This window comes from Microbispora siamensis (assembly GCF_016863095.1).
GTDB lineage: Bacteria > Actinomycetota > Actinomycetes > Streptosporangiales > Streptosporangiaceae > Microbispora > Microbispora siamensis.
Window position 1 is genome coordinate 93,881 of record NZ_BOOF01000033.1, and the last position, 25,263, is coordinate 119,143.

At 71.9% G+C, this 25,263-nt stretch carries 26 protein-coding genes and 1 pseudogene; 16 read left to right on the plus strand and 11 right to left on the minus strand.

The window, feature by feature from the left end; translation table 11 throughout:
* Nucleotides 1-40 precede the first annotated feature (40 nt).
* The 8 genes from menD to Msi02_RS27190 all read left to right on the plus strand — a co-directional run bounded on the left by menD (nucleotide 41) and on the right by Msi02_RS27190 (nucleotide 7,511).
* Nucleotides 41-1,690 carry a 2-succinyl-5-enolpyruvyl-6-hydroxy-3-cyclohexene-1-carboxylic-acid synthase gene (gene menD / locus Msi02_RS27155; protein WP_204050881.1) on the plus strand — a complete coding sequence of 550 codons (1,650 nt, stop codon included), beginning with the start codon at nucleotides 41-43 and terminating at the stop codon, nucleotides 1,688-1,690.
* Between the two features lie 127 nt (nucleotides 1,691-1,817).
* The gene (locus Msi02_RS27160) at nucleotides 1,818-2,459 is read left to right on the plus strand and encodes a DedA family protein (RefSeq protein ID WP_204050882.1); all 642 of its coding nucleotides are present in this window, start codon (nucleotides 1,818-1,820) and stop codon (nucleotides 2,457-2,459) included.
* 55 nt (nucleotides 2,460-2,514) lie between these two features.
* A complete protein-coding gene (locus Msi02_RS27165; RefSeq protein WP_204050883.1) occupies nucleotides 2,515-3,045 on the plus strand; it encodes a DUF1203 domain-containing protein in 531 nt (176 codons plus the stop codon).
* 72 nt (nucleotides 3,046-3,117) lie between these two features.
* Entirely contained in the window at nucleotides 3,118-4,437 is a 1,320-nt protein-coding gene (locus Msi02_RS27170) for a serine hydrolase domain-containing protein (RefSeq protein WP_204050884.1), read from the plus strand.
* Between the two features lie 9 nt (nucleotides 4,438-4,446).
* Nucleotides 4,447-6,042 carry a PucR family transcriptional regulator gene (locus Msi02_RS27175; protein WP_204050885.1) on the plus strand — a complete coding sequence of 532 codons (1,596 nt, stop codon included), beginning with the start codon at nucleotides 4,447-4,449 and terminating at the stop codon, nucleotides 6,040-6,042.
* A 195-nt stretch (nucleotides 6,043-6,237) separates the two neighbouring features.
* A complete protein-coding gene (locus Msi02_RS27180) occupies nucleotides 6,238-6,699 on the plus strand; it encodes an SRPBCC family protein (protein ID WP_204050886.1) in 462 nt (153 codons plus the stop codon).
* Nucleotides 6,696-7,046, plus strand: coding sequence for an ArsR/SmtB family transcription factor (locus tag Msi02_RS27185; protein WP_204050887.1), 351 nt, complete (start codon nucleotides 6,696-6,698; stop codon nucleotides 7,044-7,046). Before Msi02_RS27180 ends, Msi02_RS27185 begins: the two co-directional genes overlap by 4 nt.
* A gap of 21 nt (nucleotides 7,047-7,067) precedes the next feature.
* The gene (locus Msi02_RS27190; RefSeq protein WP_204050888.1) at nucleotides 7,068-7,511 is read left to right on the plus strand and encodes an SRPBCC family protein; all 444 of its coding nucleotides are present in this window, start codon (nucleotides 7,068-7,070) and stop codon (nucleotides 7,509-7,511) included.
* An 18-nt stretch (nucleotides 7,512-7,529) separates the two neighbouring features.
* Here Msi02_RS27190 and Msi02_RS27195 read toward each other — a convergent pair whose 3' ends face one another.
* Nucleotides 7,530-8,153 (minus strand): TetR/AcrR family transcriptional regulator, encoded by a 624-nt coding sequence (locus Msi02_RS27195; protein WP_204050889.1) that lies wholly within the window; start codon nucleotides 8,151-8,153, stop codon nucleotides 7,530-7,532.
* Nucleotides 8,154-8,275: 122 nt separating this feature from the next.
* Here Msi02_RS27195 and Msi02_RS27200 point away from each other — a divergent pair, with 122 nt between their 5' ends.
* Complete coding sequence (locus tag Msi02_RS27200; protein ID WP_204050890.1) at nucleotides 8,276-8,686, plus strand: ester cyclase; 411 nt, start codon at nucleotides 8,276-8,278, stop codon at nucleotides 8,684-8,686.
* Nucleotides 8,687-8,712: 26 nt separating this feature from the next.
* Here Msi02_RS27200 and menC read toward each other — a convergent pair whose 3' ends face one another.
* Genes menC through Msi02_RS27220 form a run of 4 tightly spaced genes read right to left on the minus strand, consistent with a single transcriptional unit; the run spans nucleotide 8,713 to nucleotide 12,801 of the window.
* Nucleotides 8,713-9,813 carry an o-succinylbenzoate synthase gene (gene menC, locus Msi02_RS27205; RefSeq protein WP_204050891.1) on the minus strand — a complete coding sequence of 367 codons (1,101 nt, stop codon included), beginning with the start codon at nucleotides 9,811-9,813 and terminating at the stop codon, nucleotides 8,713-8,715.
* A gap of 26 nt (nucleotides 9,814-9,839) precedes the next feature.
* Nucleotides 9,840-10,667 carry a GNAT family N-acetyltransferase gene (locus Msi02_RS27210; protein ID WP_204050892.1) on the minus strand — a complete coding sequence of 276 codons (828 nt, stop codon included), beginning with the start codon at nucleotides 10,665-10,667 and terminating at the stop codon, nucleotides 9,840-9,842.
* A complete protein-coding gene (locus tag Msi02_RS27215) occupies nucleotides 10,664-11,755 on the minus strand; it encodes a M20 family metallopeptidase (RefSeq protein ID WP_204050893.1) in 1,092 nt (363 codons plus the stop codon). The genes Msi02_RS27210 and Msi02_RS27215 overlap by 4 nt, the downstream gene beginning before the upstream one ends.
* On the minus strand, nucleotides 11,752-12,801 hold the full coding sequence (locus tag Msi02_RS27220) for a dipeptidase (protein ID WP_204050894.1): 1,050 nt from the start codon (nucleotides 12,799-12,801) through the stop codon (nucleotides 11,752-11,754). The genes Msi02_RS27215 and Msi02_RS27220 overlap by 4 nt, the downstream gene beginning before the upstream one ends.
* Nucleotides 12,802-12,933: 132 nt before the next feature.
* Here Msi02_RS27220 and Msi02_RS27225 point away from each other — a divergent pair, with 132 nt between their 5' ends.
* From Msi02_RS27225 to Msi02_RS27235, 3 genes are all read left to right on the plus strand, one after another.
* Nucleotides 12,934-13,554 carry an IMPACT family protein gene (locus Msi02_RS27225; protein WP_204050895.1) on the plus strand — a complete coding sequence of 207 codons (621 nt, stop codon included), beginning with the start codon at nucleotides 12,934-12,936 and terminating at the stop codon, nucleotides 13,552-13,554.
* A gap of 466 nt (nucleotides 13,555-14,020) precedes the next feature.
* Nucleotides 14,021-14,551: a hypothetical protein gene (locus tag Msi02_RS27230; protein ID WP_204050896.1), complete on the plus strand. Its 531-nt coding sequence runs from the start codon at nucleotides 14,021-14,023 to the stop codon at nucleotides 14,549-14,551.
* A gap of 3 nt (nucleotides 14,552-14,554) precedes the next feature.
* Nucleotides 14,555-15,733 (plus strand): MAB_1171c family putative transporter, encoded by a 1,179-nt coding sequence (locus tag Msi02_RS27235; RefSeq protein ID WP_204050897.1) that lies wholly within the window; start codon nucleotides 14,555-14,557, stop codon nucleotides 15,731-15,733.
* 45 nt (nucleotides 15,734-15,778) lie between these two features.
* Here the strand turns inward: Msi02_RS27235 and Msi02_RS44620 are convergent.
* A pseudogene (locus tag Msi02_RS44620) lies at nucleotides 15,779-16,344 on the minus strand (IS701 family transposase); the annotation flags it as partial.
* 232 nt (nucleotides 16,345-16,576) lie between these two features.
* Entirely contained in the window at nucleotides 16,577-17,053 is a 477-nt protein-coding gene (locus Msi02_RS27250; RefSeq protein WP_204050898.1) for a phospholipase, read from the minus strand.
* A 311-nt stretch (nucleotides 17,054-17,364) separates the two neighbouring features.
* Here Msi02_RS27250 and Msi02_RS27255 point away from each other — a divergent pair, with 311 nt between their 5' ends.
* Both Msi02_RS27255 and Msi02_RS27260 read left to right on the plus strand, forming a co-directional pair.
* Complete coding sequence (locus tag Msi02_RS27255; protein WP_079313884.1) at nucleotides 17,365-17,808, plus strand: helix-turn-helix domain-containing protein; 444 nt, start codon at nucleotides 17,365-17,367, stop codon at nucleotides 17,806-17,808.
* Nucleotides 17,809-18,054: 246 nt separating this feature from the next.
* Nucleotides 18,055-18,438 (plus strand): hypothetical protein, encoded by a 384-nt coding sequence (locus tag Msi02_RS27260; protein ID WP_204050899.1) that lies wholly within the window; start codon nucleotides 18,055-18,057, stop codon nucleotides 18,436-18,438.
* Nucleotides 18,439-18,568: 130 nt separating this feature from the next.
* Here Msi02_RS27260 and Msi02_RS27265 read toward each other — a convergent pair whose 3' ends face one another.
* A complete protein-coding gene (locus Msi02_RS27265) occupies nucleotides 18,569-19,792 on the minus strand; it encodes an isochorismate synthase (protein WP_239108743.1) in 1,224 nt (407 codons plus the stop codon).
* 171 nt (nucleotides 19,793-19,963) lie between these two features.
* Between Msi02_RS27265 and Msi02_RS27270 the strand changes: the two genes are divergently transcribed.
* The gene (locus Msi02_RS27270) at nucleotides 19,964-20,779 is read left to right on the plus strand and encodes an SGNH/GDSL hydrolase family protein (RefSeq protein WP_204050901.1); all 816 of its coding nucleotides are present in this window, start codon (nucleotides 19,964-19,966) and stop codon (nucleotides 20,777-20,779) included.
* 20 nt (nucleotides 20,780-20,799) lie between these two features.
* Here the strand turns inward: Msi02_RS27270 and Msi02_RS27275 are convergent, their stop codons facing one another.
* Nucleotides 20,800-21,492: a FadR/GntR family transcriptional regulator gene (locus Msi02_RS27275; RefSeq protein WP_204050902.1), complete on the minus strand. Its 693-nt coding sequence runs from the start codon at nucleotides 21,490-21,492 to the stop codon at nucleotides 20,800-20,802.
* A gap of 289 nt (nucleotides 21,493-21,781) precedes the next feature.
* On the opposite strand from Msi02_RS27275, the gene Msi02_RS27280 reads away from it, so the two are divergent.
* Nucleotides 21,782-23,434: a 2-isopropylmalate synthase gene (locus tag Msi02_RS27280; protein WP_204050944.1), complete on the plus strand. Its 1,653-nt coding sequence runs from the start codon at nucleotides 21,782-21,784 to the stop codon at nucleotides 23,432-23,434.
* Between the two features lie 196 nt (nucleotides 23,435-23,630).
* Here the strand turns inward: Msi02_RS27280 and Msi02_RS27285 are convergent, their stop codons facing one another.
* Nucleotides 23,631-24,242, minus strand: coding sequence for a dihydrofolate reductase family protein (locus tag Msi02_RS27285; RefSeq protein ID WP_204050903.1), 612 nt, complete (start codon nucleotides 24,240-24,242; stop codon nucleotides 23,631-23,633).
* A 74-nt stretch (nucleotides 24,243-24,316) separates the two neighbouring features.
* A complete protein-coding gene (locus tag Msi02_RS27290; RefSeq protein WP_204050904.1) occupies nucleotides 24,317-25,159 on the minus strand; it encodes a helix-turn-helix domain-containing protein in 843 nt (280 codons plus the stop codon).
* Nucleotides 25,160-25,263: the final 104 nt, after the last annotated feature.

A 25,263-nucleotide genomic window follows, 5' to 3' on the forward strand; every position in this document is an offset into this window, starting at 1 on the left:
GTCTGGGCGTTCTGAATCTGGGCGTTCTGGAGGCGCGGCGGTGAACCCGGCGACCGCCCTCTCGACCGTCCTGATCGACGAACTGGTGCGTTGCGGGGTCACCGACGTGGTGCTCGCCCCGGGCTCCCGGTCGGCGCCGCTGGCGCTCGCCGCGCACGCCGACTCGCGGGTGCGGCTGCACGTGCGCGTCGACGAGCGGTCGGCCTCGTACGTCGCGCTCGGCCTGGCCAAGCGGTCCGAGCGCCCGGTGGCCCTGATCTGCACGTCGGGCACGGCGGCGGCCAACTTCCACCCCGCCGTGATCGAGGCGTCCGAGTCGGGCGTGCCGCTGCTCGTGCTGACCGCCGACCGGCCGCCCGAGCTGCGCGGCACCGGCGCCAACCAGACGATCGACCAGATCAAGCTGTACGGCTCGGCCGTGCGCTGGTTCGCCGAGGTCGGCGTGCCGGAGGAGCGGCCGGGCCAGGTGGCCTACTGGCGGTCGCTGGTGTGCCGGGCCTGCCAGCGCGCCGCCGGGCCGCCGGATCCCGGGCCCGTCCACCTCAACGTGGCCTTCCGCGAGCCGCTGATCCCCGACGGCGACGCGAGCTGGTGCGAGCCGCTGGACGGCGACGCCTCCGGCGCGTGGTTCCGGGCGCGGGTCGCGCCGCCCTCCGCCGCCCTGCACATCCCGCCGACCCGGCGCGGGGTGCTGATCGTCGGCGACGGCGCCGCCAACGTGCGGCGATACGTCGCCGCGGCGGGCATGGCGGGCTGGCCCGTGCTGTCGGAGCCCAACGGCGGCGGCCGGTACGGCGACCACGCCATCTCGACCTACCACTTCCTGCTGGGCGACCAGGAGTGGGCCGACGCCCACCGGCCCGACGTCGTGGTCACCCTCGGCCGCCCCGGCCTGTCGCGCCCGCTGCTGTCGTGGCTGCGCCGGGCCGAGGAGCACATCGTGGTGGCCCCCGACCTGACCCGGTGGCCCGACCCGACCCGCTCGGCGACCCAGGTGGCCCAGGCCGTGGAGATCCCCATCGCGGCCGGTGGGGACGCCTGGCTGCGTGCCTGGCGGCACGCCGACCACGTGGCCCGCGAGGCGATCGACGCCGTGCTCGACTCCTCCGGGCTGACCGAGCCGCGGCTGGCCAGGGACCTCGCCGAGGTGCTGCCCAACGGCTCGCTGCTGTTCTGCGGGTCCTCCATGCCGATCCGCGACCTCGACCAGGCCATGCGCCCCCGGCGGGGGCTGCGGCTGATGGCCAACCGGGGCGCGTCGGGCATCGACGGCCTGGTCTCCACCGCCGTCGGGGCCGCGCTCGCCCACAACGGCCCGGCGTACGCGCTGATCGGCGACCTCACGCTGCTGCACGACCAGAACGGCCTGATCCTCGGCCCGCGCGAGCCCCGGCCCGACCTGTGCCTGGTGGTGGTGAACAACGACGGCGGCGGGATCTTCTCGCTGCTGCCGCAGGCCGCGCTCGAGGACCCGTTCGAGCGGGTCTTCGGCACCCCCCACGGGGTGGATCTCGGCTACCTGGCCGCCGCGAGCGGCCTGCCGTACGCGCTGGTCGAGGACCCGGAGGAGCTGTCCAGGGCGATCAAGGGGGACGGCCTGCGAATCGTGGAGGCACGCACCGACCGGGTGGGCAACGCGGCCGTCCACGTCGCGATGCGCGACGCCGTACGCGCGGCGATGCGCGACTGATCGTCTTCCGGTCGGAGGCGGGGCGGGCCCGTCCTCCTAACGGGTTACCGGCCTTGGTCCTTTCGGCGGATGCCGCACCCCCGGGGCGACGGCAGAATGGGTGCTGTTACCGCGTTGAGGGAGTGAGATGCACGTCGACGAGTGGCTGCAGACCATCCCGTCCGTATGGGTCTACGTGCTCGTGGGCGCCGTCATCGGGCTGGAGAGCCTGGGCATCCCGCTCCCGGGTGAGATCGTGCTGGTGAGCGCCGCGCTGCTGTCGTCCAGAGGGGTCGTGGACCCCGTGGTCCTCGGGCTCTGCGCGAGCGGCGGCGCGATCGTGGGGGACTCCATCGGCTACCTGATCGGCCGCAAGGGCGGACGGGCGCTGTTCGACCGGCTGGGACGGCGCTTCCCCAAGCACTTCGGCCCCGCGCACATCGCCAAGGCGGAGCACATGTTCAACCGCCACGGGATGTGGGCGGTGTTCTTCGGCCGCTTCATCGCCCTGCTGCGGATCCTCGCGGGGCCGCTGGCCGGGGCCCTGCACATGCCCTACTGGCGCTTCCTCGTCGCCAACGTCCTCGGCGGCGTCGCCTGGGCCGGCGGGACCACGGCCGCGATCTACTACCTGGGCATGGTGGCCGACAAGTGGCTCAAGGGCTTCTCGTGGGTGGGGCTGGTGATCGCCGTCCTGGTCGGCCTGGGCACCACGGTGTGGCTCAAGCGCAAGGCCGCCAAGGCGGTGGGCGAGGAGGAGAGCGTGCCGGAGACCGTCAGCGCCTCGTAACGCGCCGTCCGTTTTCCGCCAGCCTTCCGGACGGCCGGAAGGCCACGATGAGGGCATGGCGTTCGAGATCAGGGCCATCGAGCCCGACGTGCTTGACCAGCTCAGGAAGACCGACGACGCCGGGCGCCGGCCGCGCCGGATCGTCGAGGAGGAGGGCGGCAACCCGCTGCGCTGCTGCCTGCGCCGCTCCCGGCCCGGGGAGGCGGTCCTGCTCGCGGCCTACGCGCCGCTGCGCCGCTGGGCGCTGGAGACCGGCGCCGACCCCGGGGCGTACGAGGAGGTCGGGCCGGTGTTCGTCCACGAGGAGCCGTGCGAGGGACCGGAGCCCGGCTATCCGGCGGCCATGGGCGGCCCGCGGCGGGTCTTCCGCACCTACCGCGCCGACGGCTCCATTCTGAACGGGCACCTCGTGGAGGCGCACCAGTCGGCCGACCCCGTCGCGGCGTCGATCCTGCTGGACACCCTGCTGGAGGACCCGGAGACGGCGGTGGTCCACGTGCGGGCCGTGGAGTTCGGCTGTTTCCTGTTCGAGGTACGGCGCGGCGTGTTGGAGAATCCCACTACGAGCGGCGCGCCGGTTCGTTGAGGTGAACGAAGCAGCGGCGGGAAAGGACGCCTAGCGTTCGGGCAACGGCCCGGCGACGAAAGGACCCCTCCGATGGCTGACGTGGCAGGACGATGGCAGACCCGGCTCGGTGAGCTGATCGCCGAGTACGAGGTCCCCGGAGCGACCCTGGCCTACCTGCACGAGGGAGAGGTCCACGAGTTCGCCGCCGGGGTGCTCAACGTCGCCACCGGCGTCGAGGCGACCCCCGACTCGCTCTTCCAGATCGGCTCGATCACCAAGCTGTGGACCTCGACGCAGATCATGCTGCTCGTCGAGCAGGGACGGGTCACCCTCGACACCCCGGTGCGGGAGATCCTGCCGGAGTTCAAGGTGGCCGACCCGGAGGTGACCAAGACGGTCACCCTCCGGCACCTGCTGTCGCACACCTCGGGCATCGACGGCGACCTGTTCCTCGACACCGGCCGGGGCGACGACTGCCTGGAGAAGTACGTCGAGGCGTGCGCGGACCTCGCCCAGAACCACCCGCTCGGCGCCACCCAGTCGTACTGCAACTCCGGCTTCTCGGTGGCGGGGCGGGTGGTCGAGCGCCTGACCGGTCAGGTGTGGGACGCCGCGCTGCGCGAGCAGGTCGTCGAGCCGCTGGGCCTGACCCACACCTGGACTCTGCCGGAGGACGTCCTGCGCTTCCGCGCGGCCATGGGCCACATGGGCGGCGCGCCCGCGCCGATGTGGGGCCTGATGCGCTCGGCCGGGCCCGCCGGGCTGATCTGCGCCCGCGCCGCCGACGTCGTGGCCTTCGCCCGCGCCCATCTCGAAGGCGGCCTGCTGGCCGACCCGCGGGCGATGTGGGAGCCGCAGGTGGACGTCCCCAACCCGCACACACTGGGCAGGCAGTGGGGGATCGGCTGGATTCTGGACGAGTGGGACGGCCACCGGGTGATCTCCCACGGCGGCAACACGATCGGCCAGGCGGCCATGCTCTGGGCGGTCCCCGACTCGGGCACGGCCGTGTGCGTGCTGGCCAACGGCGGCCATACCTCCGCCTTCCAGCACGCGGTGGCCACCGAGTTGTTCGCCGACCTGCTCGGCCTGGCCGTCCCGCCCGTGCTCGGCCCGCCGGCCGAGCCGTACGAGACCGACGTTGAGCGGTACGCCGGCGTCTACGAGCGGGCCGGCATGCGCATCACGATGACCGTGCGCGACGGGGTGCTCGCGACGCACATGGAGGCCACCGGGGCCCTCGCCGGGGCGCAGCCGCCCATGGACGTCGACCTCGTTCCGGTGGACGACGTCACCTTCGTCGGCCGCCCGCAGGGGCAGCCCGACTGGTGGTCGGCGGTGTTCTTCCGGCTCGCCGACGGCACGCCGTACGTCCACCTCGGCGCGCGGGCCACGCCCAGGATCGGCTGAGGCGGGGGGATGACCGCACGGCCGCGCGCCAGCCTGCGCCGGGTCCTGGAGGACCTCGGCAGCACCGTGCTCGACGTGGCCGCCTCACCCGGTGACCTCGACGCCGAGGTCACCGGGGTGCACATCTACGACCCCCTGGACGAGCCGCTGCTTCAGGAGGGGGCTCTCGTGCTCGCCGTCGGGGTGGACTCGGCCGAGCGGGTCCGGGCCCTGCTGGACGCGGCCGGTCCGGCGGCAGGCGTCGTCGTCAAGCAGCCGGTGGAGGTGGACGAGCCGCTCCGCGCGAAGGTCCTGGAGACCGGCGTCGCGGTGCTCGGCCTCACCCGCGCCGCCTCCTGGGCCCAGGTGGCCGCGCTGCTGCGCTCCCTGCTGGCCGAGCTCCGGGGCGAAGGCGATCTCGCGGAGCCAGGACAGCCCCCGCCGGACGGCCTGTTCTCGCTGGCCAACGCCGTGTGCGCGCTGCTGGACGCGCCGGTGACCATCGAGGACCGCTCCTCGCGGGTGCTGGCGTACTCCGAGCGGCAGGAGGAGGCCGACGCCGGGCGGGTGGCGACCGTGCTCGGCCGCCAGGTGCCGGAGCGGTATCGGCGGATGCTGGAGGAAGGAGGCGTCTTCCGCCGGCTCTACCAGAGCCGCGAGCCGATCTACATCGAACTCGACGACGAGGGGATCAACCGGGCGGCGGTGGCCGTCCGCTCGGGGGACGAGATCCTCGGCTCCATCTGGGCCGCGGTGCGCGAGCCGCTGAGCGAGCAGCGGCGGCGCGCCCTCGCCGACGCCGCCAAGATCGTCGCGTTGCAGCTCCTGCGGCAGCGCGCCGGGGCCGACACCAGCAGGCGGCTGCGCGCCGACCTGCTGTCGACCGTGCTCGCCGGCGGGCGCGACGCGGCGGAGGCGGCGGGCCGGCTGGGCGTCGCGAGCGAGCACCTGTGCGTGCTCGCGGCCCAGCTCACCGAGGAGACGTACGACGACGCCGCCCGGCTGGAGGGCGACCGGCAGCGGTTCTGCGATGCTCTCGCCCTGCACGTCGGGGCCATCCACCCGAAGGCCGCCGCCGCGCTGGTCGGTTCCGTCGCCTACGCCGTGCTGCCTCTGCAGGCCGGCGGGCAGGAGGAGACGCGGGCCGTGAGCGTGGCGGAGAGTTTCCTGACCAGGGTCGGCCCCCGGCACGCGGCCAACATCGGCGTGGGGCGCCTGGCGGCCGACCTCACCGAGGTGGCGCGCTCGCGGTCCGACGCCGACCGCGCGCTGCGGGTGCTGCGCGCCAGGGGCGCCTCCGGCCAGGTGGCCGGGTATACGAGCGTGCACTTCGAGGCGTTGCTGCTCCAGCTGTCCGATCTGGTCAGGGCGGACAAGCAGGCGCCCACAGGGCCGTACGAGCGGCTGCTCGCGTACGACGCCGAGCACGGCAGCGAGCTGGTCGCCACCCTGCGGGCCTACCTGGACGCCTTCGGCGATGTCAACGCCGCCGCCGCGCGGGTCCACGTGCACCCCAACACCTTCCGCTACCGCCTCAAGCGGCTGACGGAGATCGGCGGGCTGGACCTGGCCGACCCCGACGCGCGGCTCGGCGTCATGCTCCAGATGCGGATCTTCGGCCGATAGCGCGCCGCCTCGGCATGGCGGCCAGGGCGTAGTGGCGCGCCCGGTTCCCGGGCGTGCCGTACCGGGACGTCTGTGCCGTGGGAGCTCGGTGAATCGATCGCCCGGCGCGGGATCGGCAAATGCGCAACCGATGGTTGCGTGAAAGGCGGCCTTCCGGATAGCCTCATGTGCAACCAAACGTTGCAGGAGGCTGACGTGGAGTTCGGCACCATCGAGCGCGAGATCTACATCGAGGCGTCCCCGGAGATCGTCTTCGAGGTGGTGAGCAGTCCCGACCACCTCAAGGAGTGGTGGCCGGACGACGCCAGGTACGAGCCGGCGCCCGGAGCGGCTGGGGAGATCGTCTTCGGTGACCGCGACGCCGGCGGGGCGGTGGTGTCGTTCACCGTCGTCGACGTGCGGCCCCCGCGGACGTTCTCGTTCCGCTGGACGCACCCGGCCGGCGAGGTGGCGGCCGAGGGCAACTCGCTGCTGGTCACCTTCGACCTGACCCCCTCGGGCGGCGGGACGCTGCTCAAGATGACCGAGTCCGGCTTCCGCGAGATGGGCTGGGAGGCGGCGGTCCTCGAACAGCAGTACCGCGAGCATGTCACCGGCTGGGACTTCTACCTGCCGCGGCTGGCGCCGTACGTCGCGACGCTGTGGGTGCGGCCGTGAGCGCCGCGGCAGCCGAGGACGTCGACGACGACCTCTGGTCGGCGATCGGAGACCCCACCCGGCGCCGAATGCTCGACCTGCTGCTCGTCGAGGGCGAGGGCACCGCGACCTCGCTGGCCCAGCGGCTCCCGGTCACCCGGCAGGCGGTGGCCAAGCACCTCGGCGTCCTCGACCGGGTCGGCCTGGTCCGGGGGACGCCGGCGGGCCGGGAGAAGCGCTATCGGGTGGACGACGTCCAGCTCGCCCGCGCGGTGGCCCAGCTGTCCTCGGTCGGGGCGGCGTGGGACGCCCGGCTGCGGCGGATCAAGCGGATCGCCGAGGCGATCCAGCGCACCCAACAGGACTGACGAGACCAAGGAGAGCCGAAGATGGCGGACATCCTGCACAGGATCGGCGTCAAGACCACGACGCCGGAGAAGGTGTACGACGCGCTGACGACAGTCGAGGGCCTGGCCGGCTGGTGGACCGACGACACGAAGGGGAGCGGCGACGCCGGTGGCGTGCTCGAGTTCCGGTTTCCGGTCGGCGGCTTCGACATGGAGGTCGTCGAACTGCGGCCGTCCGAGCGGGTGGCGTGGCGGGTGGTCGACGGCCCCGCGGAATGGATCGGGACGACGATCGACTGGAATCTGCGCCAGGACGGCGACTACACGATCGTGCTGTTCGAGCACCGGGGCTGGAAGGAGCCCGTGGAGTTCATGCACCACTGCAGCACCAAGTGGGCCACGTTCCTGATGAGCCTGAAGTCCCTGGTGGAGACCGGCGAGGGCGCACCGGCGCCCCGGGACGTGCAGATCAGTGACTGGCACTGAGCCGGGCGCACGTCTTGCTCAGCGGGACCGGGGGCGCAGCCCGTCGAGGATGAGCTGGGCGATGTGCCCGGAGCGCTCGCGGCTGGTCTCCGCGCCGGCGTGGCGGATCGCGGCGAAGGCGCCGGCGACCAGTGCCATCACCTCGTCGACGGTGAGGTCGGGGCGCACGGCGCCGGCCGCGTGCGCGCGCTCCAGCAGGTCCGCGACATGGCGCGTGAGATCCGCCGCCACATCCGGGGCGGCGGTGCGCAGGTCGAACTCGGCGGCCACCAGGGCGCTCTTCACCGCCACGTTCTCCGCACCGCTGGCCATCATCGCGGACAGCAGCGTGAACAGGGCCGCGGGATCGCCGGTCGCGGCCAGCGTCTCCGCTTCCGCCACCAGGTGCCTGAGCTGGTCGGTCGCGACGGCGAGATACAGCGCTTCCTTTGTCGGGAAGTGCCGGTGGACGGTGCCGGGGCCGACGCCCGCACGGCGGGCGATCTCATCGAGCGAGACGCCGAGACCCTCCGTCGCGAACAGTTGCTGCGCGGTCCGCAGGACGCGCTCGCGATTGCGGCGCGCGTCGGCCCGCAGCTCCCGGTCGCTCCCGTGCGGTGCCGTCGGGTTCGCCGCGACTGATCGAGGTGGCTGGCTGGACATGTCGATATGAGTATAACCGGGGCGGCGCACCGCATAGTATGGCCATAACCGGGGCGGCGCACCGATTGCAGCTCGCGCCGCTCGTCATGACCAGAAGCGCCGGCCACGAGGAGACCACGCCGATGACCACACGCGAGAACGCGGCCGCCCAGGTGAAGCAGGTGCAGGTGGAGTTGGTGCGGCGGATGCAGGAGTGCTTCAACAGCCGGCGATTCGACCAGGCCGCCGACCTGCACACCCCGGACTTCTTCAGCCATCCGCTCGGCGTCCCGGGGTTCGAGGCGGGCAAAGCCGCCTGGCGCGCGCTCGTCGCCCGGTTCCCCGACGTACGTGTCGTCGCGCAGGACATCCTGGTCGACGGCGACAAGGCCGCCGTACGCTCGACCGTCGAGGGGATCACGGGCCCGGACGGCGACGTGCGGCCCATGCTGTTCGAGATCTTCCGCATCGACGACGGCCGGTTCGCCGAGATGTGGGGGGCCGGCACGGGATTCCCGCCCGCGGCCAGCCCCGAGGACGTGGCCGCCGGGTGAGCCGCGGGCGCCTGTGCCGGCAGGCGTCAGAGTGGGATCCACTCGGTGGCGACGGTGACCTCGTCCAGCAGTGACGGGATCGGCTCGACCCCGATGCCCGGGCCGGTGGGCACGGTCAGATGCCCGTCCTCGAGCTCGAAGGGCGGGGTGATGTCGGTGCTGTAGTAGCGGCGGGAGCCGGAGGTGTCACCCGGCAGGGTGAAGCCGGGCAGCGCGGCCAGCGCGACGTTGGCCGCCCTGCCGATCCCGGTCTCCAGCATGCCGCCGCACCAGACCGTGACGCCGTGGGCGCGGCACAGGTCGTGGATGCGCCGGGCTTCGAGGTAGCCGCCGACCCGGCCGGGCTTGATGTTGACGACCGAGCAGGCGCCGAGGGAGATGGCCGCCGCCGCGTGGTCGGCGGACTCGATCGACTCGTCCAGGCACACGGGGGTGCTGATCGAGGCGGCCAGCCGGGCGTGCTGGACCATGTCGTCGTCGGCCAGCGGCTGCTCGATGAGCAGCAGGCCGAACTCGTCCAGCCGCGCCAGGTGCGGGGCGTCGGCAAGGGTGTAGGCGGCGTTCGCGTCGACCTGCAGCGGCAGCTCGGGCCCGAAGCGCTCGCGCACGGCCCGTACGGGCTCCAGGTCCCAGCCGGGCTGGATCTTGAGCTTGATACGGACGTAGCCCTCGTCCAGGTAGCCGGCGACGGCGTCGAGCAGTTCGGGGACGGAGTTCATGATGCCGACCGAGACCCCGGCGGCCACCCGGCTCCTCGTGGCGCCGAGGAAGTCGGCGAACGACTGCCCGGCGGCACGCAGGTGCGCGTCCAGCACGGCCGTCTCCAGCGCCGCCTTCGCCATGCGGTGCCCCTTGACCGGGCGCAGCGCCTCGTTCACGGCGTACGGCCCGGGCCGCGCGGGCAGCGCGGGGATCAGGAACCGGCGCAGCACGTCGGCCGCGCCTTCGGCGTACTCGGAGGAGTAGAGCGGCTGGGACATCGCCACGCACTCGCCCCAGCCCTCGGCGTCGGGCGTGACGACGCGCAGCAGCAGCACGTCACGCCGTGTCTCGGTGCCGAAGGACGTGCGGAACGGCGCGACCAGCGGCATCGCGATCCGCCGCAGCTCGATACCGGTGATTTTCATGCCCGTGGTTTTCATGCCCGTGGTTTTCATGACAGTGCGCGGCCGTCGCCGCCTCTCCCTTCGTCGCGGGCGCCCCGGCGGACGACGTAGCAGGACTTGTCGTGAAATCCGGTGACCCGCGCGCCCTCGCGAAGCAGGTCGCCGAGCACCTCGCGCAGGGCCAGCCGCCAGGCCCTGGCCGCGGCCGGATCCGTCACGCGCAGGGTCTCGATGTCCGCGGGCACGGCCACCAGCACGGTCTCGGCGTCGGTGTGGCCCCGTACGGGCCGGCCGCCGTCGTCGTCCAGCCCGGTGGCCGCGTCCGGCGGGATCTCCACCGGGGACGGCTCACCCCGTACGGCGGCGAGGACGTGCGGCGAGGTCAGGGGCCAGACGGCGAGCACCCGGTCGGACTCGTCCCCGGCGTTGATCGCGTCGCCCATGGTGCCGTAGAAGGCCGGCAGGTACTCTTCGGGCCGCGCGCCGAGCTTGGCGAGGTTGAAGTGGGCGTTGCGGCGCACCAGCGGATCGTACGTCCAGGTGATCGTCTCCAGGCCCCGGTCGAGCGCCCACTCCCGCTGGTGCAGCTTCAGCGCGAAGCCGACGCGCTGCCCGGCGAGAGTCCCGGTGACGTGGGAGTGCAGCGCCCGCCGCGGCGGGGCCGCGACGAACCCGACCGACGCACCGACCAGCCGGTCGTGCCGGAAGGCCCCGGCGACGTAGTTGCCGGCGTGCGAGAGCGCCCGCATCATCTCCACCGTGACCGGCTCGCCTCCGGGGTCCGGCCGCCAGATGCCGCCGAACAGGCGCCAGACGTCCTCGAACTCCTCGATGGTGTGCAATTCACGCAGCCGCAGGTCGCCGAGACCGCTCATCGCCGCACCGCCTCGACCAGGCCCGCCAGCAGCGCCGCGCGGCCCGGCATCTCGGCCACGACCACGTGCTCGTCGTCGGCGTGCGCGCCGCCGCCGACCGCGCCGAGACCGTCAAGGGTGGGGCAGCCCACCCCGGCGGTGAGGTTGCCGTCCGACGCGCCGCCGACGGCGGCGCCCGTCAGGGGAGGGAGCCCGAGTTCGGCGGCGACCCGCTTGGCGAGCGCGAACAGGCCCGCCGACGAGGCCGGTTCGAGCGGCGGGCGGTTCGGGCCGCCGAGAACCTCCAGGCGGGTTCCGGGCGTCCGGGGTGACAGCGCCCGCATCAGCGCGTCCACCCGGAGCTGGGCCGCGACCGTGGGCACGCGTACGTCGACGGCCAGGCGGGCCAACGCCGGCACGGTGTTCATGATGGTGCCGCCGGACAGCAGCGTGGGCGTGACCGTCGTGCCGTCCGTGCCGTCGGTGGCCGCCATCGCGGCGACGGCGAGGATCTGGTGGGCGAGCTCGACTCCGGCGTTGGCTCCCTTGCCTGGGTCGAGGCCCGCGTGGGCGGCCCGGCCGTGCACCACGACCTCGTACGCCGAGATGCCCTTGCGCGCGGTCTTCAGCGCGCCGCCCTCGGCGCTCGCCTCCAGCACGAAGGCGGCGGCGCAGCCGCGCGCCGTCTCCTCGACCAGGGCGCGGGAGGACGGCGAGCCGACCTCCTCGTCGCCGGTGACCAGCACGCACACGCCGTCCGGGGAGGGCAGCGCGGCCAGCGCGTGGAACATCTGCACCAGTCCGGCCTTCATGTCGAACACCCCGGGCCCCCGGGCGATCCCGCCGCTGACCGACCAGGGCCGCGTACGCAGGGAGCCGATCGGCCAGACCGTGTCGTGGTGACCGAGCAGCAGCACGCGCGGCTCGCCGAAGCTCCACCGCAGGTGCGTCACCCCGTCGACCACGATCGTCTCGGGAGGCACGCCGAGCAGGCGGCGTCCCTGGGCGGCGACCACGGCCGCGCTGCGGGCCACCGCCTCGTGGTCGGCCGAGAACGACTCGCAGCGGACGAGCTCCTCCAGGTCCGCGAGCATGTCAGTCGCGTTCACCGCGGCCTGCCCAGCTCGGCGCGGAACAGCCGCCGCACGTTGCCGCCGAGGATCTTCACGATGTCGTCGCCGGGCAGACCCCGCCGCAGCAGGGCCTCGGTGACCAGGGGCAGCCCGCGTGGCCCGTCCAGGCCGGGCAGGGCGGCGCCGGGGTCGATCCCGTCGAAGCCGAAGTCCTCACAGCACGGGGGAGTGACGTCGTGCAGCACCTCGCGGACGAAGTCCGGCCCCAGTCCCACGTGGTCGATCCCGGCGACCTCCGCGACGTGCTCGATGTGGTCCACCAGCCGGTCCACCGTGTAGCCGGCCGGATCCTCGGCGAGGAAGACGGGGAAGAAGTTGACGCAGACGACCCCGCCGGTCGCGGCGACGCTCCGGATCTGGTCGTCGGTGAGGTTGCGGTGGTGGTCGCGCAGGGCACGGGCGGCCGAATGCGTCGCCATCACCGGGCGGGAGGCCAGCTCCAGCACGTGCTCGACCCCGCGCGCGCCCAGGTGGGAGACGTCGAAGATCATGCCGAGCCGCTCCATCTCGCCTACGGCCGCCACTCCGGCGTGGGTCAGCCGGCCGCCGGTGGCGTCCTCGCCGCTGCCGTCCGCCAGCGGCGTGCGCCCCCAGTGGGCGATCGAGGCGACCCGCACGCCGAGCCGGTGCAGGGTGGGCAGCAGTTCGACGGAGGAGTCCAGGCCGGGCATGCTCTCCATCGCCAGGACCAGGGCGATGACGCCGTCGTCGAGCGCCCGGTCGACCTGCGCGCCGTCCAGACACAGCCGTACGGCGTCCGCGTTGCCCTCGGCCAGCGTGTGCGCGCACTCGATCATGCGCAGGGTCTGGCGCAGCGCGCCCTCCGGGCGGTAGCGGTCGTCCACGAAGACCGGCAGCACCTGGAGGTCCACTCCGCCGTCCTGCAACTGGGGCAGCCACCGTTCGCGGAAGAACTCCGCCCACCGGGCCGGCGGGCGTTCGGCGACCGCCATCAGCAGGTCGTTGTGGGTGTCCGCGACGACCGCGCGATGGTGGAGGTGGGAGGGGAGTTCGACTGACACCCCGCTGACGGTACGGCAGGGAGGGAGCGGGGCAATTCATCCGCTCTTACCAAAGAACGGCGCAATCTTCGTCCATCCGTCCAAAGACCTCACATTACTTTGTAAAGGCGGGCCGCTGAATAAGCTGATCCCGTGGCAGCGCCGTACCGGACGATCAGGGACATCGTCGAGCACGAAATCGAGATCCGCCGTTCGCGCTTCATCTGCGCGCTCGCCCCCGCGGCCACGGAGGAGGCCGCGCGCGGGTTCGTCGCCGAGCGCAGGCGGCTCTACGCCGACGCGACCCACAACTGCTCGGCGTACGTCGTCGGCGAAGGCGTGCGCAGGGCGGACGACGACGGGGAGCCGGGCGGCACGGCCGGCACGCCGATGCTGGAGATGCTCACCCGGCGCGGCTTCGCCGACGTGGCCGCCGTCGTCACCCGTTACTTCGGCGGGGTGCTACTGGGCGCGGGCGGCCTCGCCCGGGCGTACGGCGGCGCGGTGGGGGAGACGCTCGACCGGGCGGAGGTGGTCGAGATGGTCCCCGCGGCGGTCGTGACCGTGTCGGTCGGCCACGCGCAGGCCGGGAGGCTGGAAAGCGACCTGCGCGCCTCGCCGTACGCGCTGCGCGGTGTGGACTACGGCGCGCGGGTCGCCTTCGAGGTGGCGGTGGCCGAGGACCGGCTGCCCGTCTTCGAGGAGTGGATCGCGGCGGTCACCGCCGGGCGGGCCCGGACGGCGCTCGGCGGCACCGTCCACCTCGCCCGCTGACGCGGGGCCACTGGCCGTTCGGTTGCTGCGTTGAGGAGCCGTCGGGGGCTCGCGCTGACGCCACTGGCCGTTCCGATGCGGGCGAGGACGGCGACCGGTAATGGTCTGTACCGCTTTGATCGCTTCGGGTTGGCTACTTGTGGACCAGTCATGCTTTGCGGCGTATGCCGGTGGAGTTTCTCACTGATGATGAGGCGGCTGCGTACGGGCGGTTCGCGGGGCCGCCGTCGCAGGCCGATCTGGAGCGGTGTTCTTCCGTCGGTCCGGTCGTGGTGTTCCTGCTTTATATGCAGGAGCCGCGATCGATACCGATGTGGGATCTGCCTTTGGGTATCATTTACGAGTTTGCGAGCTTGCGCCACGTAGTTCATACGGGAGGGCAAATGACTTGCACGACGGCGTGGGTGAGCGGAGCCGAGCCGGGCCGCAATTCTGTTTTCTCTGTCCTCGCGAGGATGTGAGTCGCGTGGCGAGCAGGCTCAGGGAATTACGCCGGGCGTGCGAGGCCAGGGCGCGGCAGTTGCCGTTGCCTTCGCCGTTTGACGTGCGGCGACTGTGCGCGGTGGTGGCCGAGCAGCGCGGGCGGCCCATCCATCTGCGGCCGCTGACCGGCGGAGCGGGCGTGTATGGCCTGTGGGTGGCGACCGAGGTGGCCGACCTGATCTTCTACGAGCAGGCGACCACGACGCCGCACCAGGAGCACATCATCCTGCACGAGCTGTGCCACATCCTGTGCGACCACTACCCGGCTCCGGACTCGGCGGCCGAGGACACCCGGTGGCTGCTGCCGGACCTGGATCCGGAGATGGTGCGCAGGGTCCTGGAGCGCGCGGGCTATTCGGCGGTGGAGGAGCAGGAGGCGGAGCTGCTCGCCTCGCTCATCTGGCAGCGGGCCCGGGCCGAGCCGATGACCCCGGGGCAGGGCGGGACGATATCCGACCGGCTGCAGGCCGCGCTGGAGTGGTCCGAGGGGCCCTCAGGCCCGGCGGCGCGATAGCGCATGAGTGCGTGGCTGCGCCTGTACGGGCCCACCACCTTGACCTGGGGTTTCCTGGCGTGGCGGATCTTCTCCACGCGACGGCTGTCGCGCGATCCGATGCGTATCGCGGTTCTGCTCGCGCTGAGCGGGCTCGCCGTCTCCCAGACCGTGAACACACCGGTGGCCTACGAATGGATCGGGCGGTTCACCAGCGTGCCCAACCTCGCCCGGCTGCTCTGCCACGCCAGCATGCTGCTGGTGATCGGGGCGCTGCAGGCGTTCCTGTTCCATATGACCTACCCGCCGGCGCAGGCGCGGGCCCGGGCGGTGCGCACCGTGGGGTGGCTGGCCGGCGCGGTGGCGGCGATGACCGTCTTCTTCGTCCTCGCCCCCACTCCGGTCAACGACGTACGCTTCGCCAGCCGCTACGCAGACACGCCCTGGGTCCTCGAATACTGGTTGGTCTACCTGGCCTGTATGGCCCCGGCCAGCTTCCGGTGGGTGCGGCTGGGCTGGCGCTACTCCAACCTGGCGAACGGCCCGGCTCTGCGCTGGGGAGTCCGCCTCGCGGTCATCGGCACGGTGGACGCGCTCGCCTACCACGTGCACCGGATGCTGTTCTTCGTGCAGCACAGGTTCGACCTGCCCTACCTGGGGCCCGGCCCGCGCGCACTCGTGGAGATGTTCCTGCCGCCGCTCGCGCACGTCCTCATCGTGGCGGGCTTCACCATGCCGGTGTGGGGACCGCGGATGCCCCACATGGTGGCCTGGTTGCGGCAGTATCGCGTCTACCACGGGCTCGGGCCGCTGTGGCTGGCGCTGTACCGGGCGGCGCCGCAGATCGCGCTGGCACCGCCGACGTCCCGGCTGGTCGAGCTGCTGTGGCCGCGCGACCTCGGGCTGCGCCTGTACCGGCGGGTCGTCGAGATCCGTGACGGCCGGCTGGCCCTGCTGCCCTACCTCGACGTCGATGCGGCCGCAGCAGCGTACGGCCGGGCCGCCGCGACCGGCGTGTCCGGCCGCAAGCTGGACGCGCTGGCCGAGGCGGCCCTGCTGAGCGCCGCGCTGCGGGCCAAGGCGGGCGGCGCCGACCCGGTGGGTTCGTGGGCGCCGCCCTTGGTTCCAGGTGGCGGCGATCTCGACAGCGACATCGCCTTCCTCGAGGATGTCGCCCGAGCCTTCCGCCGCCAGCCGTGCTGACTGGCCGGACTAGTACGGGACTGGTACTCCAGTGACACATTGAGATCATGGTTGGGATCTGCGCTGGTAGTGGCATCGGCGGGCGGTGGCTTGATGGCGACGTCGCCAGTGTGACCAGTGCGGGATCTCCTCGATCCTGCGGTGTCGGGTGAGGGTGAGGGCGGCCAGTAAGCGGCGGATCTCGGGCATGGTCAAGGGGAGATGCGCTTCGTCGCCGTCGGGCTGGGATGCGGCCAGGACCGCGAGGAAGGCCAGGGCGAGCATCGCCAGGGTGATGTGGCGATACCAGCCGTCCCAGCTGCGGACCTGGTAGTGGTCCAGCCCGACCTGGCCTTTGGCGGCCTGGAAGGACTCCTCAATGGTCCAGCGGATGCCGGCGATGCGCACCAGGGCGGCCAGTGGTGTCGGCCGGGGCGCGTAGCAGCGGTAGAAGGCCAGCTCCCCGGTGGCCGGGCCGGTGGGTGTCGATGCGTGTCCAGGCCCAGGCGTACCAGCGGTGCCCCTTGGCGCCGCGCCCGGCGCTGTGGAGATGCCAGTGATCGTCAGGGACGTGCGCGGCGGACCTGGGCGGCCTGCCAGTCAACGCCCAGCAGTTCTTCCGCTCGACGTCCGACAGCAGGCCCCGGACGTACGCGTTGGCCGCGCGACGCGGCTCGATGCGGCTGAACCGGTGCGCGATCCGCGTCATCAGCTCATTGAGGGTGACGACCCAGCGGTCAGGGTCTACGCTGCCGGCCACGGCCATCACGCGATCTTCAGATGTCTTCACAAACTCCGAATGATCACGTGATGGCCGTTCTCATGCGACCAGGACCGCGAAGATCGCGAAGTGTCACTGGAGTACTAGGCACCGAAGTTGCGCACGGCCGCGTAGTAGGTGTCGGCGTACCGGCGGCACGCCACGCCCAGCGCCGCCTTCAGTCCGGAGAATCGGCTGCAGTAGTTGTACATGTCCGAGCGGAAGTTGTTGTCGATCTGCCCGCGGTTGTACTCGGTGAACCTGCCCTGCTTTTTGTAATTGCGGTAGCCGAAATCGTGGCGTTGGCAGGACGGCAGGAAATCGAACCCGCCCGGCTTGTTGCCGTTGGGCAGCGGCGAGGAGCAGCCGTCCGAGCTCCAGTCGAGACTGGGGGAGTACACCTTGGAGTTGCGGTAGTCCAGGAACGAGCTGATCGAGATGTTGAAGAGGAAATTGTCGGTCACGACCGCGTACAGGTTGGGGTCGTAGGGGTCGGCGGATGCGGCGGGGGCTGCCACGACAACGGTGCCCAGTGCGGCTGCGGCCGTGGTGACTGCGGCGAGACCGGTGCGCATTTTCATGGGAGATTCCTTTCGGGGGGTGAATTTGGCAGCGCAAATTCGCAGGTGCGCGGTATTTCGGGAACGATTTCGAGCGCGCGCGAGAATCGGAACGAAAAGCGGACTCACGTGATCTGGCCGTGCGAGATTCCGGCGGCGGGGGACAGTCGGGGTGCGGTGCCCGTCGCCTTAATCTCAGTTCATCTAGACGACACGAATATAAACCCATATAAATGAGGTGTCAACTGCTGTGAACTGGGCAGCCGGATGGTCATTCACGTCGGCTGGTACGCTGGGGAGGAGTCCCCGGGTGAGCACCGAGAGGAGCGTCCATGGCTGACACCGAGCCGAGGGCCGAGCGGACGCTGGCGGACAAGTTGAACCATCTCTTCGCCACAGTCCGCCCGCGCGGCGGCGGCGAGTACAGCCTCGAAGACGTCGCCGAGACCATCCGGCAAAAGGGCGGGCCGACGATCTCGGCCACCTACGTCTGGCAGCTACGGAAGGGCATCCGCGACAACCCCACCAAGCGCCATCTGGAAGCCCTGGCCGACTTCTTCGGAGTCCCACCCGCCTACTTCTTCGACGACGCGGCGACGCAGCGCATCGACGCCGAGCTCCAGCTCCTGAGCGCGCTGCGTGACGCCTCGGTCCGGCGGATCGCCCTGCGCGCCTCCGGCCTGTCCCCCAAGAGCCTGGACGCGATCACCGACATGGTTGACCGGGTGCGCGAACTCGAAGGTCTACCGGAGACCTCCCCGGAGCGAGATCTCTGAGCGTGGGTCGCTTCGCCCCGGCTCGCATAACGGAGGGCCAGGACGAACGAAAATGTGCCCGGGATTCGGCTGCCCGGGTGCTCGCGCCGCCACTGCTTGACCATGTACGGGGTCGAGGAACCCAGGAAGGGGGCAGCCGGAATACGCCAACCCCCGGCCGCACCCGGGCGCTGACCCCGCGCGGAGGTCGCCGCCGCACGGCCCCGGCCGCCTGACGCTGACGCTGCCGCTGCTGCGGCGCTCGACGTGCTGAGCATCCCGCTGGTGGCGGCCCTCGCGTTCCTGCTCGCCCTCGACGGGCTGTTATTCGACACGGCCGCCACGGCGTACCTGCCGGATCTGCTCGGCCGCGACCCCGCGCCCCTGGAGCGCGCCCACGCTCGCCTGCGCGGCGCCCAGACCGCAGCCGCCCCATCCGGCGCCTTCCTCGGCGGTTGGCTGGCCACCACCTACGACCTGCGCACCCCGCTTTACGCCGCCGCAGGCCTCCTCCTCGCCATGACCGCCGTCACCGCGACCATGACCAGCAATCGCCGCGTCGAGGCCGCACTGCGCAGCGCGCGCCCGCAAGCCGACCCGGCCGGCCAGGACCCCGCCAAGGAGATAGCGGTGCACACCACATCCAGGTGACGGTCATCGCTTGCAGGTCGCAACACCTTCACCCGCATCGGAGCGGTGAAGACCCGTTGCCCCGCCGGGCAACCCCTTGACGCCACTGGCCGTTCGGTTGCTGCTCAAGCCCCGAGACGGGGAGAGGCGGTCACCCCTCCAGGGCGTACCGCATCACGCGGAGCTTGGCCTGCGCCTCGGCGAGTTCGGCGGCGGGGTCCGACCCGGCCATGATGCCGCAGCCGGCGAACAGCCGGGCGCGCCTGCCCGAGACGTACGCGCAGCGCAGCGCGATGCCCCACTCGCCGTCGCCGCGCGAGTCGATCCAGCCGACCGGCCCGGCGTAGCCCGCGCGGTCCATGCCCTCCAGCTCGCGGATGACACCGAGCGCGGCGCCGGTGGGCGTCCCGCCGACGGCGGCCGTGGGGTGCATGGCGGCCACCACGTCGAGCACCGACGCGCCGTCGGACAGCCGGCCGGTGACCCGGCTGGCCAGATGCTGCACGTTGGGCAGCACCAGAAGTTCGGGCTCGTCGGGGACGTGGAGCTCCGAGCACAGGGGGCCGAGGGCCTCCCGGACCGAGGCGACCGCGCAGGCGTGCTCGTGGCGGTCCTTCTTCGAGGCGTAGAGCGCGGCGGCGCGGGCGGCGTCGTCGGCCGCGCCGCCGCCCCGCGCCGTCGTGCCCGCGAGGACCAGCGACTCCACCGCCTGGCCGGTGTGCCGGACCAGCAGTTCCGGCGTCGCGCCGACCAGCCCGTCCACGGAGAACGTGTAGCACTCGGGGTAGCGCTCGGCCAGCCGTGCCAGCAGCACGCGGGGGTCGATGTCCCGCTCGGCGACGGCCGTCAGGTCGCGGGCGAGCACGACCTTGTCCAGCGCGCCGTCCTTGATCCGCCGTACGGCACGCGCGACCCGGTGCTCCCACTCGGGCGCCGTGAGGGAGCCGTCGGCGTACCGGATGCGGCCGGGCTCCCTCGGCGGGGTGACCAGGTCGAAGGCGTCGTCGCCGATCGTGGTGAGCCAGGCGCGGCCGTCCCGCCGGGCGAGCACCACGCGGGGGACGACCAGCACGGTCCCCTGGGCGTCGCCGTCGAAGGTGAAGGAGCCGAAGGCGACCGGTCCCGAGCCCGGCACGCCCACCTCGTCCTCGATGAGCGCCCCGGCGAACAGCGAGGAGAGCCAGCCGCGCGCCCAGTCGAACCGGCCGGGGCCGGGCGGCACCGCGGCACGTGCCGCCTCCCCCCAGCCCACGAGTCCCTCACCGTGTCTGATCCAGGCGTACGGCGCGGCGTCGGGCAGACGCGCCAGCAGGTCGTCAGGGTCGCTCACCGCGACCGTGCGAACCACGAGGGGCCGGATAAGAGCGACACTCACCCGACTCACTCTACGCAGGATCTGAACATGTTCGACAAGAGCCCCCCCTTGCGGCCCCGGGCTCCCTCTGTCAAGCCGCGATAGGAACTTGGTCATGGAAGGCTCGCCTTCCCTGGTGGCGATAGAGCGCACCTCCATGCGATCCCTACCTTTGATCTCCCGGAGGTGCCCATGATCAAGAAGATCACGCCGGTCCTGGCCACGGCTGTCCTGCTCGTGCCGACCGGCGCCCACGCCCGTACGACGCCCGCCGTGATGGCGGCGCTGGGCGACTCGATCAGTGCGGGGTTCAACGCCTGCGGCTGGTACGTCGCCTGCACGTCCCGCTCGTGGTCCGCGGGCGACTCGCCGTCGGTGAACAGCCACTATCTGCGCCTGCTCGCCATGGGGAGCGCGATCAAGGGGCACAACCTGAACTTCGCCGTCCCGGGAGCGACCAGCGCCGACCTGGCCGGGCAGGCACGGCGGGCCGCCCAGGCCGGGGCCGGCTACGTCACCGTGCTGATCGGCGCGCAGGACGCATGTGTGGGCACCGAGAAGGAGATGACCCCCGTGGGGGCGTTCCGGCGCAACATCGACCAGGCCTTCGACGTGCTGCGGCCCACCGGCGCGCGGATCTACGTCGCGAGCATCCCGGACGTCAAGCGCCTGTGGCGGGTCGGCAAGGACAACGGATGGGCGCGCGTCTTCTGGGGAATCGGTCACATCTGCCAGTCGATGCTGGCCAACCCGAAGTCCACCGCGAAGAAGGACGAGGCCAGGCGCGACCGGGTGCGCGAGCGGGTGATGGACTACAACGAGCAGCTCAGGCAGGCGTGTGAGAGCTACGGTCCGGCCTGCCGCCACGACGGGGGTGCCGTCTTCTCCTATCCCTTCACGCTGAAGCAGGTGAGCGGGTGGGACTACTTCCACCCCAACGCCGACGGCCAGAAGGCACTCGCCAAGATCACTTTCGACGCGGGCTTCTTCTCCGACGTCGAGCCCTGATCGCGCCCTGAGCCCGGTCCTCAGCCCGCCCGGCGGAGGCGGTCGAGGGTCTGCTCCAGTTCCTCCTGCAGCACGCGGCCCGCGGCCTCGGCGTCACCGCGCTCGACGGCGCCGACGAACGCCGCGTGGGTCTCGTCTCCCGGGTTCGGGTCGCCCGCCCGCAGGTCGAGCAGGTCCACCAGGGCGACCAGACCCTCCCGCAGCCGGGGGACGAACTCGGCGAACAGGTCGGTCAGCACGGGGTTGTGCGCGGCGGCGACGACGGCCGCGTGCAGGGCGATGTCGGCGTCGACGAAGGCGGCGTCGCTCTCCCGCGCGGCGGCCCGCCGGGCCTCCAGTGCCGCGTGCAGGGCCGTCACGTCGTCCGGCGTACGGCGCAGCGCCGCTAGCCGGGCGGCCTGCACCTCGACCAGCATGCGCACCTCGTAGACGTCGGTCACGGCGGCCCGGCGCAGGCGGGCCGTCCAGTCCTCGGCGGGGCTGGTGGCGATGACGAAGACCCCGGCGCCCTGCCGCGCCTGGACCAGCCCGGCTCCGGCCAGCGCCCGCAGGGCCTCGCGGACGGTGGAACGGCCCACGCCCAGGGTCGCGGCCAGGGTCGTCTCGCCCGGCAGCCGGGTGCCGACCGGCCAGCGGCCCTCGGCGATCTGCTCGCGCAGGCTCTCGACGGCCTGGTCGACGAGGGGGCTGCGGTGGAGCGCACCGAGCGCCATCGAGCTTCACCTCTCAGGTTGTCTGAGGAGTTGTCCTGTGGTTAGTCTAACCGCCATGTCGTCGCACTGGTCCCTCGGCCGTCTTTCCGGCCTGCTTCTCGGCCGCCGCGGCGGGGTTTGATCCGATGACCGGCGCCCCGCCGCGGGGTGCCGTGCCGCCGGTCGCCCGAAGACCGACCGAAGGATCATCTCTGTGACCACCGTCTCCACTCCCTTCCCCACGCTTCGCACGCCAGAAGGTCCGGTGCCCGCCGACGCTCCCGCCTGGAATCCCCAGCGGGGCAGCGCGATGCCGTACCACCGCTACCGGCCCGCGCATGAGCGGGTCGAGATTCCCGAGATCCCGCGCACCTGGCCGGGGCGCAGGATCGAGCGGGCGCCGCTGTGGGTGCCCGTCGACCTGCGCGACGGCAACCAGGCGCTGGCCGAGCCGATGGACACCCCGCGCAAGCGCCGCATGTTCGACCTCCTCGTCGCGATGGGGTTCAAGGAGATCGAGGTCGGCTACCCGTCGTCGAGCCGGACCGACTTCGACTTCGTCCGTCACCTGGCCGCGAGCGGCGCGGTGCCGGACGACGTGACCCCCGTGGTGTTCACGGCGGCCCGCCGCGACCTCATCGAGCAGACCTTCGCCTCCGTCCAGGGCATGCCGCGGGCGGTGGTGCACCTGTACACGGCGACCGCGCCGGTCTGGCGCGACGTCGTGCTCGGACAGGACCGGGCCGGTCTGCACGCGCTCATCCGGGAGGCCGCCGAGCACATCGCGCGACTCGCCGACGCCATGCCGGAGACGGCGGTGCGGTTCGAGTTCTCCCCGGAGGTGTTCAACTGCACCGAGCCCGATTTCGTCCTGGAGGTCTGCAACGGCCTCACCCGGTTGTGGGACGCCTCGCCCGACCGGCCGGTGATCCACAACCTGCCCGCCACCGTCGAGATCGCCACGCCGAACCTGTACGCCGACCAGATCGAGTACATGCACCGCCATCTCGAACGGCGTGACGCGGTCATCCTCTCGGTCCACCCGCACAACGACAGGGGCACGGGGGTGGCCTGCGCGGAGCTCGCCGTACTGGCCGGGGCGCAGCGCGTCGAGGGCTGCCTGTTCGGCAACGGCGAGCGCACCGGGAACGTCGACCTGGTCACCCTCGCGCTCAACCTGTACGCGCAGGGCGTCGATCCGATGATCGACTTTTCCGACATCGACCTCATCCGGCGGACCGTCCAGGAGTGCAACCGCCTGCCGGTCCACATACGGCATCCGTACGGGGGAGACCTGGTCTACACGGCCTTCTCGGGGACCCACCAGGACGCGATCAGCAAGGGGCTCGCCCACCACGAGCGGGTGGCGGCCGAGCAGGGCGTGGCGGTGGGGGAGGCGCCCTGGTCGGTGCCCTACCTGCCGATCGACCCTGCCGACGTCGGGCGCACCTACGAGGCGGTCATCCGGGTCAACAGCCAGTCGGGCAAGGCTGGCATCGCCCACCTCCTCCAGGCGCACCACGGGCTCGACCTGCCGAAGGCGCTGCGCGCCGAGTTCTCCCGCGTCGTGCAGGACGCGACGGACCGCAGCGGGCGGGAGGCCACGCCGAAGGACCTGCTCCAGTTGTTCCGCGACGCGTACGTGGCGGAGGACGGGCCGGTCACGCTGTCGTCGTGCTCCGCCGGCGGCGACGGGTTCCACTGCCTGGTCCGTCGGGACGGGCGCGAAAGCGAGGGAAGCGGCGCCGACCCGGCGGCGGCCCTCACCGCCGCGCTCGAGGCGTCCGGGATCGCGGTGGAGGTGCTCTGGCAGGGCGGGCATCCGGTGGAGGGCGGCGCCGTCGCCTACGCCCGGTGCCGTGTCGGTGACACGCCCGTCTGGGGGGCGGGCGAGGACGCCGACGCCGTGACGGCGTCCGCCCGGGCGGTGCTCGCCGCCGTCAACCGCGCCCTCGCCGGCTGAGGACACGGGGACATAGGAAATCGGCGGCGAACGAGGTCTCCGGCAGGGGCCGATCGACCAGGACGAACCCCACACCGGAGACCTCGTGGCCTCCTCGGCGGTGACTGTCCGACCTGACCCGATGCGCAGTGGGCGGGCTGGTCGCCGCCGCTGCCGGCACCCAGGCGGCCAGGGCGGCGATCGCTGATACAGGCCCTCAGCGGCGTACCTTGAACTTCAGGTGCAGCACTCGGTCGCCCTGGATGACCACGTGGGGATCCTCCAGCAGGTGCTGCCCGGCGATGCTGCCGAAGTAGCGTCTGCCCGACCCGAACACCACCGGCACCACGTCCATCGCCACCTCGTCCACGAGACCGGCCGCGAGGATCTGGCCGCCCACTTCGCCGGCGTTCACCGCGACGGTTCTCTCCCCGGCGAGCTCCTGGGCCTTGTCGATCGCAGCCGTCACGCCATCGACGAAATGGTACGACGCCTCGGGGTGCCAGCCCTCGGGCTTGGGCCGGTGGGACACCACGATCACGTGGTCACCCGCGGGCGGCCGGCCTTCCCAGCCGTTCACCAGGTCGAACAAGGTGCGGCCCATGACGATAGCGCCGACCGCCTCCCACATCGGCCGGACGTACTCCGCCGATGCATGTGAGACCTTGAAGCCGCTGCCGGCTCCGGAATGGTCGTATCGCTGGTCGCCGTCTTCGATGATCGGGGTGTCCCCGGTGAAGTACCAGTCGTGGAGCGGCCCGACGTTGTCGTTCTCGTCCGCGATGAAACCGTCCACCGACACCGCGCTGTGCATGATCACTGTGCCCACAGGTTCTCCTCGACGCTCCTTGCACATCCGCCCCCGATCTTGTCGGTCCTGTGGGCGGTCTGGCTTGTAGAAAATCAATCAGCGGGCATCGGACCGCTGTCCGGTGGGAACCCCTGCTCGGCGGGGAATCGGCGCCGCAGGGCCAGGTATTCGGTCGGGGTGTGGCCGGTGAAGTCCTTGAACTCCCTGCTGAAGTGGGCCTGGTCGAAGTAGCCCGCCGTCTGGGCGAGATCCGACCAGTCGACCGGATGCAGGGCGTCCACGGACAGGATCAGCCGCGCGAAGCGGTAGATCCGCGCCACCCGCTTCGGGGTGACCCCGACGTGAGACTTGAACTGCGTGGCCAGGTGATTGCCGCTCACCCCGGCGGCATCGGCCAGCGCACCGACCGGGACCGCGCCGTGGGAAGTCTCCAAACGCCCGCCTGTGTGCCGGACCAGGCCGAGGCCGCGCGACGGTGCCTCGGCGAACCGCGATCGCAGCTCCTCCTCCAGCACCCGCAGTGTCTCGGTGGCCGATGCGATGTCGCCGACCTGGTCGCGAAACCGGTCCAACGACCGTTGCCAGACGCCGTCGACCGGCACCCATCGGTCCCGCAGCTCGATCGCCGGCATGCCGACGAATGGCGACATCCCCCAAGGTTTGAAGTGCACCCCGACGAGCCGCACTCGTGCGGGGTACTCGAAGAGGAAACGCCTGGTCCATACACCCATGAACCACGCATCGATGAGCATCGCCGGCGGCACCGAAGGGTCGGAGTCCCACAGGCGGACGGGTTCGCCCAGGTTGACGAACAGGTGTGCCGACGGCATCGGCGGGACGTTCATCCGGCGGTGGCGCGGCACACCGGTCAGGCAGTAGATGTCGTCGATGAACTGGTCGAGCGGCGGCGAGGGCACCCGGCCGACGTATTGCACGGACTCAGTGTGGCCGACGACGGTCCGATTCGCGAGGGAGGTCGCCGGCCCCGCCGATACAGACCCTGACGGGAGCGACCGTCTGGACTCTCCCACTGTGGGAG

Excerpts from the sequence above, each read along its gene's own strand:
- Msi02_RS27275 (WP_204050902.1), bottom strand. The coding sequence starts at position 21,492 with ATGGCGCTCGGTGCGCTCCACCGCAGCCCCCTCGTCGACCAGGCCGTC.
- Msi02_RS27235 (WP_204050897.1), top strand. The coding sequence starts at position 14,555 with ATGAGTGCGTGGCTGCGCCTGTACGGGCCCACCACCTTGACCTGGGGT.
- Msi02_RS27195 (WP_204050889.1), bottom strand. The coding sequence starts at position 8,153 with ATGTCCAGCCAGCCACCTCGATCAGTCGCGGCGAACCCGACGGCACCG.
- Msi02_RS27165 (WP_204050883.1), top strand. The coding sequence starts at position 2,515 with ATGGCGTTCGAGATCAGGGCCATCGAGCCCGACGTGCTTGACCAGCTC.
- Msi02_RS27270 (WP_204050901.1), top strand. The coding sequence starts at position 19,964 with ATGATCAAGAAGATCACGCCGGTCCTGGCCACGGCTGTCCTGCTCGTG.
- Msi02_RS27175 (WP_204050885.1), top strand. The coding sequence starts at position 4,447 with ATGACCGCACGGCCGCGCGCCAGCCTGCGCCGGGTCCTGGAGGACCTC.
- Msi02_RS27255 (WP_079313884.1), top strand. The coding sequence starts at position 17,365 with ATGGCTGACACCGAGCCGAGGGCCGAGCGGACGCTGGCGGACAAGTTG.
- Msi02_RS27170 (WP_204050884.1), top strand. The coding sequence starts at position 3,118 with ATGGCTGACGTGGCAGGACGATGGCAGACCCGGCTCGGTGAGCTGATC.
- Msi02_RS27160 (WP_204050882.1), top strand. The coding sequence starts at position 1,818 with ATGCACGTCGACGAGTGGCTGCAGACCATCCCGTCCGTATGGGTCTAC.
- Msi02_RS27190 (WP_204050888.1), top strand. The coding sequence starts at position 7,068 with ATGGCGGACATCCTGCACAGGATCGGCGTCAAGACCACGACGCCGGAG.
- Msi02_RS27250 (WP_204050898.1), bottom strand. The coding sequence starts at position 17,053 with ATGAAAATGCGCACCGGTCTCGCCGCAGTCACCACGGCCGCAGCCGCA.
- Msi02_RS27280 (WP_204050944.1), top strand. The coding sequence starts at position 21,782 with ATGCCGTACCACCGCTACCGGCCCGCGCATGAGCGGGTCGAGATTCCC.
- Msi02_RS27210 (WP_204050892.1), bottom strand. The coding sequence starts at position 10,667 with ATGAGCGGTCTCGGCGACCTGCGGCTGCGTGAATTGCACACCATCGAG.
- Msi02_RS27200 (WP_204050890.1), top strand. The coding sequence starts at position 8,276 with ATGACCACACGCGAGAACGCGGCCGCCCAGGTGAAGCAGGTGCAGGTG.
- menC (WP_204050891.1), bottom strand. The coding sequence starts at position 9,813 with ATGAAAATCACCGGTATCGAGCTGCGGCGGATCGCGATGCCGCTGGTC.